This window comes from Paraburkholderia xenovorans LB400 (assembly GCF_000013645.1).
GTDB classification, from domain to species: Bacteria; Pseudomonadota; Gammaproteobacteria; order Burkholderiales; family Burkholderiaceae; genus Paraburkholderia; species Paraburkholderia xenovorans.
On the sequence record NC_007951.1, the window covers coordinates 1 to 15,010 of the forward strand.

Sequence of the window (15,010 nt, forward strand, 5' to 3'; positions counted from 1 at the left end):
TTTTGGCGTTAGAATCTCGCCTTACTTCCCAAAAATCCTGCACGCCGCTCCGGCTCGCTTGCCCCGCAAACCCTTGTGGCACAAGCGCCTGGAGCCATTGCGCCTGGTTAGTCTGGCTGCTCAGGGCCTTGTTGCGCGCGCGCGACAGGGGCAGCGGCAACCGCCGTGCACACCATAACGACAGCAACTCGATGAACGATTTCTGGCAACACTGTTCCGCATTGCTGGAGCGTGAGCTGACGCCCCAGCAGTACGTGACGTGGATCAAACCGTTGGCCCCGGTCGCCTTCGACGCCGCTGCGAACACGCTTAGCATCGCTGCGCCGAACCGTTTCAAGCTCGACTGGGTCAAGAGCCAGTTCTCCGGCCGCATCGCCGATATGGCCCGCGATTTCTGGCATACCCCCATCGACGTCCAGTTCGTGCTCGACCCGAAAGCCGGCATGCGCGCCCCCGCGGCAGCCGCGCCGGCACCGGCTTCCGCGCGTCCGGCTTCCGCGCCTGGCTCGATGGGCGGTAGCGCCGGCAACGGCGCTGCGGTGGACGCGGCTGTCGGCGCCGTGCAAGCCGCGCAGACCGCGCGCGCAAACGGCGCGAATAGCGCGAACAACGCGATGGCCAACCTCAACGCGAATGCCCGCGCGGCGGCCGAACAGAACGCAAACGCACGCGCCGCGGCCGAAGATTCCGCCGACCTCGATCTGCCCAGCCTCGACGCGAACGAAGCCGCGGCCGCCCGCCGCACGTGGCGCCCAGGCCAGAGCGCCGGTTCGAACGGCAACGGCGAGACCGACTCGATGTACGAGCGCTCCAAACTGAACCCGGTTCTGACCTTCGACAACTTCGTGACCGGTAAGGCCAACCAGTTGGCGCGCGCCGCGGCGATTCAGGTCGCGGACAATCCCGGCATCTCGTACAACCCGCTGTTTCTGTATGGCGGCGTGGGTCTGGGCAAGACCCACCTGATCCACGCGATCGGCAACCAGCTTCTGATGGACAAGGCGGGCGCACGGATTCGCTACATCCACGCGGAACAGTACGTGTCCGACGTAGTGAAGGCGTACCAGCGCAAGGCGTTTGACGATTTCAAGCGCTACTACCACTCGCTCGACCTGCTGCTGATCGACGATATTCAGTTTTTCTCCGGCAAGTCGCGCACACAAGAGGAATTCTTCTACGCGTTTGAGGCGCTGGTCGCCAACAAGGCGCAGGTGATCATCACCAGCGACACGTATCCGAAGGAAATTTCGGGTATCGACGACCGCCTGATCTCGCGCTTCGACTCCGGCCTGACCGTCGCAATCGAGCCGCCCGAGCTGGAAATGCGCGTCGCGATTCTGATGCGCAAGGCGCAATCCGAGTTCGTGAGCCTGAATGAAGACGTCGCGTTCTTCGTCGCCAAACACTTGCGTTCGAACGTGCGTGAACTCGAAGGCGCGCTGCGCAAGATCCTCGCGTATTCGAAGTTCCACGGCCGCGAAATCACGATCGAAGTCACCAAAGAAGCGCTGAAAGACCTGCTGACGGTGCAGAACCGGCAGATTTCGGTGGAGAACATCCAGAAGACCACGGCTGACTTCTACAGTATCAAGGTCGCGGACATGTATTCGAAGAAGCGTCCGGCGAACATTGCGCGGCCGCGGCAGATCGCCATGTATCTGGCGAAGGAGCTGACCCAGAAGAGCTTGCCGGAAATCGGCGAGCTGTTCGGCGGGCGCGACCACACCACGGTGCTGCACGCGGTGCGCAAAATTGCCGACGAGCGCAGCAAGGACGCGCAACTGAACCACGAACTGCATGTGCTGGAGCAGACGCTGAAGGGCTGAGCGGGCTGTCTGGAAAAAACGACCTGTTTATTTCCAAACTCGCCCCCATTTTAGTGAGGCGGTTCTGTTTTCAGGCACAATACAGGTTTAACCGCCCGGCGGCCGCGGGCGGATTTCACGCCGTGACAGGCGCTGCACGGCGCCGGCGGGGAGCCACGGCTGCGTGCTGGAAAGCTGTCCTGGCAAGGCGCGCAGGCCGTTATATCAACGAAGGAACTCTATGCAACTGGTCAAGACCGAACGCGATAACCTCCTCAGGCCGCTGCAAACTGTGAGCGGCATCGTCGAACGCCGCCATACGTTGCCGATCCTCGCCAATTTGCTGATTACCAAGAACGGCCCGGACGTGTCGTTCCTGTCCACCGACCTCGAGTTGCAGATCACCACGCGTGCCGATTTCGGCGTGGGCGGCGATTCGGTGGCGACCACGGTGGCAGCGAGAAAGCTCCTCGACATTCTGCGCGCCATGCCCGACGGCCAGGTCACGCTCACGCTGAACGACAAGCGTCTGACCGTGCAATCCGGCAAGAGCCGCTTTGCGCTGCAAACGCTCGCCGCGGACGAATTCCCGACGGTCGCGCAAGCTAAAGACTACGGCGCGAACCTCGTGGTTCCCCAGAAGACGTTCCGCCAGTTGCTCGGCATGGTCCATTTTTCGATGGCCCAGCAGGACATCCGCTACTACCTGAACGGCATGCTGCTGGTAGTGGACGGCGACCAGCTGATGGCGGTCGCGACCGACGGACACCGTCTGGCGTTCTCGTCCATGAAGATCGAAGGTTCGTTCCAGCGTCAGGAAGTGATCATTCCGCGCAAGACGATTCTGGAACTCCAGCGTCTGCTGGAAGACATCGACGACACGCTGAAGATCGACATCGCGCAGACGCAGGTCAAGTTCACGTTCGGCCAGGTCGAACTGGTGTCGAAGCTGGTGGAAGGCAAATTCCCCGACTTCCAGCGCGTGATTCCGAAGTCGCACAAGAATCAGTTCGTGATCGGCCGTGAAGAACTGCAGCGCTCGCTGCAACGCGCCGCGATTCTGACCTCGGACAAATTCAAGGGCGTGCGCTGCATCATCGAGCCGGGCCAGTTGAAGATCATGTCGACCAACGCCGATCAGGAAGAGGCGCAGGAAGAACTGGAAATCGCATACGACGGCGACAGCGTCGATATCGGGTTCAACGTCACGTATCTGCTCGACGTGCTCGCGAACCTGAAGGTCGACACGTTGCAGGTGAGCCTGGGCGACGCCAGCTCCAGCGCGTTGATCACGATTCCCGAGAACGACGAATTCAAGTACGTCGTCATGCCGATGCGCATCTAACGCGTCCAGAAACCAGAGAACACACCAAGGGGCGCAGCGCCCCTTTGGCGTTTTTATGGTGATTTGAAAAGTCCCGAGCAGCAACCTTGCAGCAACGCAGAACCGGAAAAAATCCATGACTGAAACGAACAATTCGCAACCCGACAACAGCTACGGCGCATCCTCGATTCAGATCCTCGAAGGTCTGGAGGCGGTGCGCAAGCGGCCCGGGATGTACATCGGGGATACATCGGACGGGACCGGTCTGCATCACCTCGTATTTGAAGTGCTGGACAACTCCATCGACGAAGCGTTGGCGGGGCATTGCAACGACATCCAGGTGATCATTCACGCGGACAACTCCATTTCCATCACCGACAACGGCCGCGGCGTGCCGACCGGCCTGAAGATGGACGACAAGCACGATCCGAAGCGCAGCGCCGCTGAAATCGTGATGACCGAGTTGCACGCCGGCGGCAAGTTCGACCAGAACAGCTACAAGGTGTCCGGCGGCCTGCACGGCGTGGGCGTGTCGTGCGTGAACGCATTGTCCGCGTGGCTGCGTTTGACCATTCGCCGCGACGGCAAGAAGCACTTCATGGAATTCCACCGTGGCGTGCCGCAGAACCGCATTATCGAAGAGATCGACGGCGTGGCTGTTTCGCCGATTCAAGTCACCGGCGAGACCGAAAACCGCGGCACCGAAGTGCACTTTCTCGCCGACGAGACGATTTTCGGCAACATCGAATATCACTACGACATTCTGGCCAAGCGGATTCGCGAACTGTCGTTCCTGAATAACGGCGTGCGAATCAAGCTGACCGATCAGCGCACCGGCAAGGAAGAAGATTTCGCGTTCGTAGGCGGCGTGAAGGGCTTTGTCGAGTACATCAACAAGAACAAGTCCGTGCTGCACCCGAACATTTTCCACATCAGCGGCGAGAAAGACGGCGTGGGCGTGGAAGTGGCGATGCAGTGGAACGACAGCTACAACGAAAACGTGCTGTGCTTCACGAACAACATTCCGCAGCGCGATGGTGGGACGCACCTGACCGGATTGCGTGCGGCGATGACGCGCGTGTTGAACAAGTACATCAACGATCACGAAGTTGCGAAGAAGGCGAAGGTCGAGACTTCTGGCGACGATATGCGTGAAGGGTTGTCGTGCGTGTTGTCGGTGAAGGTGCCGGAGCCGAAGTTCAGCGCGCAGACGAAGGACAAGCTGGTGTCGTCGGAAGTGCGCGCGCCGGTGGAGGATGTGGTCGCGAAGGCGCTCGAAGAGTTTCTGCTCGAGACGCCGAATGACGCGAAGATTATTTGCAGCAAGATTGTCGATGCCGCGCGCGCGCGGGATGCGGCCCGGAAGGCGCGTGAAATGACGCGTCGCAAGGGTGTGCTCGACGGCGTGGGTCTGCCTGGGAAGCTGGCGGATTGCCAGGAGAAGGACCCGGCGAAGTCCGAGATTTATATCGTCGAAGGTGACTCGGCAGGCGGGTCGGCCAAGCAGGGCCGGGATCGGAAGTTTCAGGCGATTTTGCCGCTGCGCGGCAAGGTGCTGAATGTGGAGAAGGCGAGGTATGACAAGCTGCTTTCTTCGGAGCAGATTGTTACGCTGATTACTGCTCTCGGTTGCGGGATTGGTAAGGAAGACTACAACCTCGATAAGCTGCGTTATCACCGCATCATCATCATGACCGATGCTGACGTTGACGGTGCGCACATCCGGACGTTGTTGCTGACGTTCTTCTATCGGCAGATGCCGGAGATGATCGAGCGTGGGTATATCTATATCGCGCAGCCGCCGCTGTTCAAGATCAAGGCGGGCAAGGACGAACGGTATTTGAAGGATGAGGCTGAGGTCAATGCTCACATTCTGAAGCTGGCGTTGCAGGGGTCGGAGTTGCTCGCTTCGGAAGGCGCTACGCCGATTACTGGAGATGCGTTGGGTGAGTTGGCTCGGGCTTATCTGTTGGCTCAGGCTGTGGTTAATCGTTTGAGCCGGTTGTATGACGCTGGGGCGCTCGAGGCTGTGATGGATGGGGTCGTTGTCGATCTGTCCAGCGAGGAAGCGGCTGAAGTGTCGGCGGCGGCGCTTGAGGCCAAGTTGCGGGATGATGCGTTGAAGCCTGAAGTTAAGGTCACGACGATGTATGACCCGGTTCGTGAACTGCGCTCGCTGCGGGTTGCGCGGACGCATCACGGGAATCAGAAGATTTCTGTGCTGGATCAGGATTTTCAGCTCACTGCTGATTACCAGCAGCTGATCAACACCGCTAATACGTTTAAGGGGTTGATTGGGACGGGTGCCGTCATCAAACGTGGCGAACGGAGTATGGCTGTTACTGACTTCAAGTCCGCTATGAAGTGGTTGTTGGCTGATGCCGAGCGAAATATCTCGAAGCAGCGCTATAAGGGCCTCGGTGAAATGAATCCTGGGCAGCTTTGGGAGACTACGATGGATCCGACGGTGCGTCGTCTTCTTCGGGTGCAGATCGAGGATGCTATTGCGGCTGATGGCATTTTCACCACGCTCATGGGGGATGATGTGGAGCCGCGTAGGGCGTTTATTGAGTCGAATGCGTTGCGGGCGGGGAATATCGACGTTTGAGGGTTGTTGTAGCAAGAGCCATAAAGCTGGATTTTGGGAAGCATCCATCTGGATTTTTATTGAATGATGCGTCCCAATAGTTCAAACTGATGACGCCTGTCGAGCGTTATTCTGAAAGAAAAACGGCCACCTCATAAAGGTGGCCGCAGACTGCTGACCAACCCCACGTTTTTCGGAGCGTGGGGTTTTGTTTTTCAGGCCAGGCAGATCGTGCGATGGGTCTCCCCAGATCGGACGAAGCGGGCCAGAAACGCGCTGGCGAGCCTGTGCAGGACGCCAGGACGGGAGCCAGGTACGCGCAAACACGCCTTCAGGCGTGCCACCAGCAGGGCGATCTTCTTGATGTTCTGCGCGGCCGCGCCCAGCAGGCACTGCTCGGCCACCTTGCGCAGGCCACGCATGCGCGCATAGCGATGCCCGTGCAACTGTTTGGCATCCGCGAAGCTGCGCTCCACCGTCTCCTTGCGCCGTTTGTAGATCGCCTTGCCCCAGTCGGTCAGACGCCTGGCATCCACATGTTCCTTTGCGCGCTCCCAGACGTGCCGGATCACCACCTTCACGTGGTTGGCGCTCGTCGTGCATTTGTTGCGCACCTCGCAGCTACCGCACTGTGCAGGGTCGGACCGGAACTCCTGATAGCCTGCGCGGTTCGTCGTGCTGTAGCGCAGCACCTGTCCCCGCGGACAGGTGTATTCCTCGCGATACCGGCTGTATCTGAAGTCGCGTTTGTAGAAGAACCCGGGCTTGTGATTCGGTGTGCGATAGCCCATCACACCGTCGATGCCACGATCCTCCAGCCCCTGACAGATTGCCGGCGTGAAGTAGCCCGCGTCCAGCCCCACGGCCTGCACATGGAAACCGAAGCGCCTGCGCTGCCGGTCCAGACGCGCCAGATAAGGCTGGCTGTCGTGCACCGAGGCCGGCGTCACGTGGGTGTCGGTGATGATCGGGTAGCGCGCGTCGACCGTGCGGTGATCCAGATAGAAGAAGCCCGTGGGCTTGTCGTCGCGCACCATGTAGCCGCTCTCAGGGTCGGTGCGGCTGACCTTCGTTTCCTTGCCTTCGCCTGTCCCCGACGAACCCGGCGTGTCGTCGTCGTTCTTTCCCTTGTCGTTGGCCTGCGGCCCGTCGCGCCTGAGCGGCTTTTTATCGTGCGCGGCACGATCGGCATCGACCGCGGCATCCAGCGCGGCCAGATAGGCCGAGGGCGTCTGCTCAAGCTGTACCAGATCGAACTTGCGTTTGTTCGCATTGGCCTTCAGGTGCGTGCTATCGGTGTAGAGCACGCGCCCCTCGACCATGCCGCGCCCGATCGCCTGCTGCACGATCGCGTCGAAGATCTCCTGGTAGACCGTCGTGTCGGTGAAACGCCGGCGCCGGTTCTGCGAGAACGTCGAGGCATCGGGCACCCGGTCAGTCAGCCGCAAGCGCGCGAACCACCGGTAAGCGACATTGACCTGCACCTCGCGCATGAGTTGGCGCTCGCTGCGCACCCCGAACAGGTAGCCGACGAACAGCAGTTTGAACATCACCACCGGGTCCAGCGCGGGCCGCCCGTTGTCCGCGCAGTACAGGTGCGCCACCTTCTCGCGGATGAACTCGAAATCCACCGCCGCGTCGATCTTGCGCAGCAGGTGGTCCTTCGGCACGAGTTCCTCGAGCGTGACCATCTCGAGTTCGTGCTGCATGGGTGTCGGTTTCCTGAGCATGAGGCTCATTAAACGACAAAGCCCGGCGCTTGGCCAGGCTTTGGGAGTACTTTGTCAGCAGTCTGCGGCCACCTCATAAAGGTGGCCGTTTTTTTGTGAGAACTCCCAGACAGGGATTAATTATAGTCGCCAGCAGTCTCGTCTTCGAACAACGCTGCCGCCGACCACGTAGTCGTAGCGATAGCCTGATGTGAGATGAAGCGAGAGGCTTCTTTCTTAATAGCCGGGATTTATCGGCGACGGGAAATTAGCGATGTCTTCCAATCTGATGTCGACAAACCGTGGAATGTGGCGAAGTCGGTGATGGTGGAGTGAGTGAGGCGATGGGGGCTGCTATTGTAGGGGGAGCACAATTAATTTCGGTTAATTGGTGCCATTAGTTTCGGTTAACAGCGTCTCCCCGCCGCCTCCAAATCCTTGCCAGCAAAGGATTAGCCAGAACTGATGGTCAATCTGCTCTGCGTCTAATCAAGACCCTTCTTCGATAACGCGCTTCCAAAACAAAAAACAGCGGGACCATCAGCTCCGGGCAGTTCCGCTGTCAGCACTTGGGGAGTGCTGCAACATCTCCCCCAGCCTTTACGCATACCTCGTCACTAAGCATTACCTGCGGATAGTTCTAGTCCGAGCTGGGCTAGGTCGGCATTCAAGCGTCCAAGGAGACTCCAGTCGTCGCGCGAGTCTGTATTGCGCTTAGCTCAAGCGGCGCGAGCTCAGCGGGTACCGCCGCCGCCCGGGCGGGCACCTTTCTTTGCTGCGGGCACGCGCCTTGTCGGAGGCGCCTTCTTCGCGACCGGTTGCAGATTCGTACTTCCTGAAGAGGTCAAAACTCACGTGCATAGCCTCCAGAGCTATTTCGTTTTGTCGAAAACGTTTGCACGAACAATGGTCAAGAAAATACCGAATTTTCGGTATACGTCTTTGACGGCGCACGTATAACATCTAAGAAGCTGTTGCGAAATTAGTTAAACAGAGGCTTTAGGCGCGTCCAGCAAATTAAGGCGCAAGCCAAAGACAGGAATGCTTCGTGAACATGCGCATAGCGTTCGTAACGAATCTTGAGCCGTCGAAACGAGTGAAGCCACGCAATCGAACGCTCGACTGGCCAACGTGTTTTGCCGAGCCCACTGCCATGCGGCGCGCCGACTTTTGCGAGTAGTGGCGTGATGCCTCGCTCACGCAAGCGTTGCCGATGGGGTTCGGAACTGTAGCCCCGGTCGCCCTGAACGATTCGCGGCTTGTGCAAGGGACGACCCCGCTTGCCCCGGATGCGCGGAATGGCATCGACCAGCGCATCAAGCTGGGTAATGTCGTGCCGGTTCGCCGCGCTCAGGATGACCGCGAGCGGGATGCCTTGCGCGTCGACGATGAGGTGGTGTTTGCTGCCGAGCTTGCGCCGGTCCGTGGGATTCGGGCCGGTTTTTTTCCCGCCAGCACGGCGCGAATCGATGAGCTGTCGACGAGCGCACGCGAGAAATCGATTTCGCCACGGCGACGCAGTTCGGCGAGCAACGCTTCGTGAATGTGTTGCCAGACACCTGCCTTTTGCCACGCGACGAGCCGTCGCCAGCAAGCTGTGCCTGAACCACATCCCATTTCTTGCGGCAGAAGGTTCCACGCAATGCCTGAGCGCAGCACAAACACGATGCCGGTCAGCACCGCTCGGTCGGGTTTCGGTTTGCGGCCCGCAAACTGGCGATTGCGTGGTGCTCGCGCAGGCAGCAGTGGTTCGATGAGTAACCACAATTCGTCGTCTATCAGTTCTTTAGGCATCGCTTCCTGTCAGGCAAAACAAGACAGAAAGTTAACACCAAGCCGGAAAAGTTAACAGACCCAAAACTTAATTTCGCAACAGCGTCTAAATCTCTGCGCCCATTTCAAACAAAGCCTCGACCAAAGTAACTGCTTCGGTCGCGATAAATTCCGAGGGGTCTGACGAGTGACAATCATCCAAGAAATCTGCCAGTGGTCGAAGACTCTTTCGGCATGGCAGCAAGATGCTATTGCACGACTGTACGTTAATCGCGAACTGTCGCCCGAGGACATCGAGGACATCGAGGACATCTATGCACTAGCCAAGGCTGAAGCGGGTATCCCTGACGAGGATGGCCGAGTGCCCAAGAAGTTGGAAGGTACCGAGGTCGCCCCTCAAACCAACCCTACTCGACTGGTTCAGATTGTCGCCGTCAAGGAGTTGCAGCATGTTAACGCATTGGTTCAGGGTGGTCGGCTCCCAATTTCGCCGACCGGCCTGACCGTTATCTACGGTGAAAATGGAGCAGGGAAATCTGGCTATTCCAGAATATTCAAGCATGCGTGCCGCGCGCGGGACCGCAGAGAACCTATCCTTCCCAACGCTCGTCTGGACCCGAAGGATGTCGGGACCGCACAGGCGGTATTTGAGACCATTGTCGATGGCACGACGGTCGACTTCGTGTGGAAGCATCGCTCAGAACCGCCCGTACCGTTGGCCGACATCTCAATCTTCGATACCCACTGCGCACGTGCGTATATCGACAACCAGGGTGATTTCGCCTACGTGCCATACGGGCTCGATATTCTCGAAGGGCTGGTGAGTCTCAGTACGAAGCTGAAGGCGCGCGCGACGAAAGAGAAGGCAGACTCGTCGCCGAGCGATGCGGCGTACTCTTCGTTAATCAACCAGACCACTGCCGTCGGTCGCGCACTCAGCGGCATTTCCAAGAAGACCACCAGAGAACAGATAGAGCAGTTGGCGGAGCTGTCAGACGATGAAGTCGAACGCCGAGAAGTCTTGACGAAGACGCTTTCCGAAGCGGACCCGAAGACGAAAGCCCGAGAGATTCGAAACAAGGAGCTTCGCATAAAGGGACTGAAGACGCAGATTGAGGCAAAGCTCGGGACCGTCTCGGTTGAAAAGCTGCGAAATCTTCAGGAACTTATCGGCAAATCGAACGCCGCGAAGAAAACCGCTGACACCGCCGCGGAAGCGTTTCGAAGTGAGCCGGGGCAGCTTCCTGGCACTGGTGGCGAGGAGTGGAAGACGCTGTTCGAGGCGGCTCGTGACTTCGCAGCCATCTCCCACGCTGGCCACCAGATTTCTGCTCTTCCGGAAGATGCGAAGTGCCCTCTCTGCCAGAACGAGCTGGGCGCAGAAGGCGCAGGCAGGCTTGGTCGCTTCGACGCGTTTATCAAGGACAGGGTTGAGCAAGCCGCGAAGGACGCGCGGAACTTGGCGAAGGACGCATACAACGCGATAAAGAGTGCGAAACTCGACTTCCCCATTGATGCGGCCTTGAAGGAAGAGCTGAACGCGCTGGACGCACAGCTGTTGCCGTTCTGCGAGCAATTGGAAGCCAGCTTGAAGACCCGGCAATCTGACGCGTTGCTTGCTTCCGGGGGCACTCTGCCGTGGGAAAGCGTGTGCGCCGTGCAGAACGATGCTGCCGTCCGACTCGGAGAGGTTGCCGATGCATTGGAAGCTCAGGCAAAGACCCTCGAAGCATCGGCCGACGAAGTCGCTCGCGCAAAGCTGCTACTCGAACGAGCGGAGCTTGACGCAAGGCACAAGCTTCGCGAGGTGAAGGATGCCGTGCTCGAGGCAATTTCGAAATATGAGTATTGCGCGAAGTTGCAAAAGTGCATCGACGGCACCGACACGCGTGGGATTTCTCGAAAGTCCACCGACCTGTCCCGAACCCTTGCAAGTAAGGAGTTGGCGGATGCGCTGAACGACGAGCTCAAGAGGTTGAAGTGTCATGAGTTGCAGGTCGTCATGAAGCCAGAATCGCCCGGTGGCCGAACGCAGTTTAAGCTCACGCTTCAACTGCCGGGCAACGCGACGCCGGCTGCAATTCTCAGTGAAGGCGAACAGCGCGCCATCGCTATCGCGTCGTTCCTCGCGGAAACCAAGCTCGGCGGCGGTCTCGGCGGCATCGTCTTCGACGACCCGGTCTCGTCACTCGACCATCGCCGACGTTGGGAAGTCGCGGAGCGCCTCGTTGAAGAGTCGCTCAAGCGGCAGGTCATCGTGTTTACGCACGACATCTATTTCCTGTGCATTCTTGAACAGAAGGCTGAGGAGCTCAAAGCCCAGTTCCAAGCAAACTACATTCGCCGCACTGGCGATGGATTCGGTGCGCATTCCGATGGCCTTCCCTTCGATGTGCTCGGGACGAAGAACCGCGTTGGCAAGCTGAGGCAGATGCTTGTTGAGGTTCGCAAGGCACATGCTGACGGAGACGAGGACGCGCATCGGACCCTCACATCGCGTGCGTATGGTGATTTACGCCTCGCGTGGGAGCGGTGCGTGGAAGAGGTCCTCTTCAACGGTGCGATTCAACGCTTTGGCGAAGGTGTTTCAACACTAAGGCTGAAAGAGGTCACTGTCTCGGACGATGACTATCGCGCAATAGAAGCAGCGATTGTTGATGGGCGCATAAAACTGACCCACTTCCGCTAGAAATTTGCATCGAAAATTGACCCACATGTTCAACTTCCTGCTTGGACGCCAAGCAGGAGAACGGAGTGATAACCGTGAGCATGTTGGCCAAGATTCGGCGGATGCATTTCCGCGACGGCGTCCCTCTTCGGGACATTGCTAGACAGACTGGGCTTTCGAGAAATACGATTCGACGATGGTTGCGCGAGCCGTCGGCGAGCGAGCCGAAGTTCGCCAGACGCGTCAGCAACAGCGTCGTCGACCCATGGTCGGAGCAACTGCGACTGTGGCTGGTCGCCGATACAAGGCGTACAAGACGGGAACGGCGCTCCGCTACTCAGATGTATGAAGATTTACGGGCGGCTGGCTACGACGGCAGCTACGACCGCGTGTCGGCCTTTGTGCGCAACTGGAAGAAAGAGCGCGATTCCGGGGCGCAACGTGGCGCCTTCATACCTCTTGCCTTTGAATACGGTGAAGCGTTCCAGTTCGACTGGAGCTGCGAGTATGTTTTTATTGGTGGCCTCAGGCGACGTGTAGAGGTCGCACACATGAAGCTCGCCGCGAGTCGTGCCTTCTGGCTTGTGGCTTATCCGACCCAAAGCCACGAGATGCTGTTCGACGCCCACGCACGGGCATTCGTCGCGTTAGGCGGCATTCCCCGGCGCGGCATCTACGACAATATGAAGACTGCCGTCGACAAGGTTGGTCCGGGTAAGGAGCGAGCTATCAATGCGCGCTTCCATGCGATGTGCGGTCACTACCTGTTCGAGCCTGAGTTCTGCAACCGAGCAGCCGGCTGGGAGAAAGGCATCGTTGAGAAGAATGTTCAGGACCGGCGCCGACAGATATGGCACGACGCAATTGGTATCCGGTGGGAATCGCTTGAGGTCCTGAACATATGGCTGGCCGAACGCTGTCAACAGGCCTGGAAACAATTGAGACATCCGCAATGGCCTGAGCTCAGTGTAGAAGACGCCCTGGCGGATGAGCGCCCCCGGCTGATGCAGGTTCCGAAGCCGTTCGACGGCTACATTGAGAAGCCCGTGCGCGTCTCGCCGACGAGTCTGGTACATCTCGACCGGAACCGTTATAGCGTGCCGACGGAGTATGCACATCACATCGTGAGCCTGCGTAGCTATCCGACCTACATCAGCCTCGTAGCCGACGGCGTCGAAATTGCCCGCCATCCCCGCAGCTTCGACCGTTACCAAACCTTCTACGACTGGAGGCACTACATCGCTCTGGTGGAGCGCAAGCCCGGTGCGTTGCGGAACGGCGCGCCGTTCCTGACGATGCCAGAGCCGATGCTTCGCCTGCAGAGACACCTGCTGAGGCAGACCGGTGGCGACCGCGTAATGGTCCAGGTTCTGGCGGCCACTCCCGTTCATGGCCTGGAGGCCGTGCTGGTTGCCGTCGAACTCGCGCTCGAGTCCGGACGTCCGAGCGGAGACCATGTCCTGAACATCCTTGCCCGACTGAAGAGCCAGTCGGTCCATTCGGGTGACGGGGTGAGAACAGCAATCACGCTCAAGGTCGAACCGCTTGCAGACGTCTACCGTTATGAACGACTGCGCGTTACGCGCGACCAGGAGGACGGTCATGTCGAATGAAACTGCCGCACTTCTCAAGTCGCTGAAGCTTCACGGAATGGCGCAAGCGTGGCCCGAACTGGTAGCACAGGCGCGACACAGCGACTTTGAACCGGAGAAATTCATGCAGATGCTTCTCAAAGCGGAAACGGCTGAACGACAGGTCAGGTCAATCAACTATCAGATGGCCGCCGCGCGTTTCCCCGCGCACCGTGACCTTGCCGGCTTCGACTTCCAGCAGGCGAGCGTCGATGAAACTCTTGTGCGAGAACTCCACACGGTCCGCTTCTGCGAGTCCGCGCAGAACGTAGTGTTCATCGGTGGACCTGGAACGGGAAAGACGCACCTTGCGACGTCCATCGGTATTGACGCAATACAGAATCATGCAAAGCGGGTGCGGTTCTTTACGACGGTTGAACTCGTAAACCAGCTCGAAGCGGAGAAGGCAGCCGGCAAACCCGGGCAACTGGCAAATCGCCTGATGTATGTCGATGCCATTGTTCTGGACGAGCTGGGCTATCTCCCGTTTACGCAAACCGGAGGGGCACTACTGTTCCATCTGCTCTCGAAACTTTACGAGCGCACGAGCGTTCTTGTTACGACCAATCTGAGCTTTACTGAATGGTCGAACGTGTTCGGCGACGCAAAGATGACGACCGCGCTGCTTGACCGACTCACACACCACTGCCATATAGTGGAAACAGGCAACGATTCCTGGCGCTTTAAAAACAGCACGGCGGGGCAGCCCGCTTCGCGGGCTGCAACCCGTAAAAGCTCACCCAAACGACAAAAAGAGGAGGAAATCGACGCACCAGAATGATGTTTCTGAGCATCAGGGGTGGGTCAATTCTAGATGCAAAAAGTGGGTCAGTTCGCGGCGCAAATCAACAGGATACGATTATTCAGGCCTGAGACGGTCCATGCGCGTGGCCTCATTACGCCTTCCCATCAAGCCAAGCCGGCAATCAGCAGGCTCGCCTACCCTGCACACGTCCGTCAGAATCACCGCAAACCGCTGCCTCTTCCACTTCTTCCTTCTGCGGCGCAAGTTCCCGCTCAGTTTCCAACTCGGGCAACACCGAAACCCCATGGTAGCGCCGCGAGAAATACAGAAGCGGCTCGTCCGCCTGCGTCAGACAACCCGACTTCAATTCACAAACGCAGATCAGGTGATCGCCGGCCGGATATATATTGGCGATCCGCGCTTCTATCGTCGCGTTGGCGCCGCTGACCACCGGAACGCCGTCCTCGTTGCGCCTTACCGTAATGTCCCGATAGCTGCCGGGCTTCGCCTGTTCGGAAAAACGCCGCGACACATGCCTTTGCGTCTCGCCAAGGATCGATATGCCGATCATCTTGCCGTGCGACAGCGAGGCGCCGCTCCTGCTGCTTCGCGCGACGCAAAACAATGCGAGCGGCGGCATCAGTGACACGGGCGTCAGCGACGTCGCCGTGAATCCGTGGACGTGGCCGCCGGCGTCGAAAGTAATGACCGAGACACCTGCGGCGAGTGCGCTGAAGATATCGCGGAACTGAGTGGCCAGCATGAAGC

9 protein-coding genes are annotated in these 15,010 nt (G+C 58.8%); 6 read left to right on the forward strand and 3 right to left on the reverse strand.

The annotated features are described in order from the left end of the window. Positions 1 to 191 precede the first annotated feature (191 nt). From dnaA to gyrB, 3 genes are all read left to right on the forward strand, one after another. Positions 192 to 1,826, forward strand: a complete 1,635-nt coding sequence (dnaA, locus tag BXE_RS00005) for a chromosomal replication initiator protein DnaA (RefSeq protein ID WP_011486399.1) — start codon at positions 192 to 194, stop codon at positions 1,824 to 1,826. Between the two features lie 220 nt (positions 1,827 to 2,046). Beyond that, positions 2,047 to 3,150 carry a DNA polymerase III subunit beta gene (gene dnaN, locus BXE_RS00010; RefSeq protein WP_007180118.1) on the forward strand — a complete coding sequence of 368 codons (1,104 nt, stop codon included), beginning with the start codon at positions 2,047 to 2,049 and terminating at the stop codon, positions 3,148 to 3,150. A gap of 115 nt (positions 3,151 to 3,265) precedes the next feature. Then, on the forward strand, positions 3,266 to 5,737 hold the full coding sequence (gene gyrB / locus BXE_RS00015) for a DNA topoisomerase (ATP-hydrolyzing) subunit B (protein ID WP_011486400.1): 2,472 nt from the start codon (positions 3,266 to 3,268) through the stop codon (positions 5,735 to 5,737). Positions 5,738 to 5,931: 194 nt separating this feature from the next. On the opposite strand, the gene BXE_RS00020 is transcribed toward gyrB, so the two are convergent. Then, positions 5,932 to 7,446, reverse strand: coding sequence for an IS1182-like element ISBfun3 family transposase (locus BXE_RS00020; protein ID WP_041743832.1), 1,515 nt, complete (start codon positions 7,444 to 7,446; stop codon positions 5,932 to 5,934). 961 nt (positions 7,447 to 8,407) lie between these two features. Next, positions 8,408 to 9,219, reverse strand: a protein-coding gene (locus BXE_RS43730; RefSeq protein WP_407668610.1) for an IS5 family transposase whose coding sequence is annotated in 2 segments (ribosomal slippage) — positions 8,408 to 8,883 and positions 8,883 to 9,219 — 813 coding nt in all. Because the reading frame shifts where the segments join, the coding sequence is not laid out codon by codon here. A 166-nt stretch (positions 9,220 to 9,385) separates the two neighbouring features. Here BXE_RS43730 and BXE_RS00030 point away from each other — a divergent pair. The 3 genes from BXE_RS00030 to istB all read left to right on the forward strand — a co-directional run bounded on the left by BXE_RS00030 (position 9,386) and on the right by istB (position 14,278). Continuing rightward, on the forward strand, positions 9,386 to 11,887 hold the full coding sequence (locus BXE_RS00030; RefSeq protein ID WP_011486404.1) for an AAA family ATPase: 2,502 nt from the start codon (positions 9,386 to 9,388) through the stop codon (positions 11,885 to 11,887). Between the two features lie 74 nt (positions 11,888 to 11,961). Then, positions 11,962 to 13,479 carry an IS21 family transposase gene (gene istA / locus BXE_RS00035; protein ID WP_038458439.1) on the forward strand — a complete coding sequence of 506 codons (1,518 nt, stop codon included), beginning with the start codon at positions 11,962 to 11,964 and terminating at the stop codon, positions 13,477 to 13,479. Beyond that, complete coding sequence (gene istB, locus BXE_RS00040) at positions 13,469 to 14,278, forward strand: IS21-like element helper ATPase IstB (protein ID WP_011486406.1); 810 nt, start codon at positions 13,469 to 13,471, stop codon at positions 14,276 to 14,278. Before istA ends, istB begins: the two co-directional genes overlap by 11 nt. A gap of 145 nt (positions 14,279 to 14,423) precedes the next feature. On the opposite strand, the gene BXE_RS00045 is transcribed toward istB, so the two are convergent. Further along, the gene (locus tag BXE_RS00045; RefSeq protein WP_011486407.1) at positions 14,424 to 15,005 is read right to left on the reverse strand and encodes a flavin reductase family protein; all 582 of its coding nucleotides are present in this window, start codon (positions 15,003 to 15,005) and stop codon (positions 14,424 to 14,426) included. Between the last annotated feature and the right edge of the window lie 5 nt (positions 15,006 to 15,010).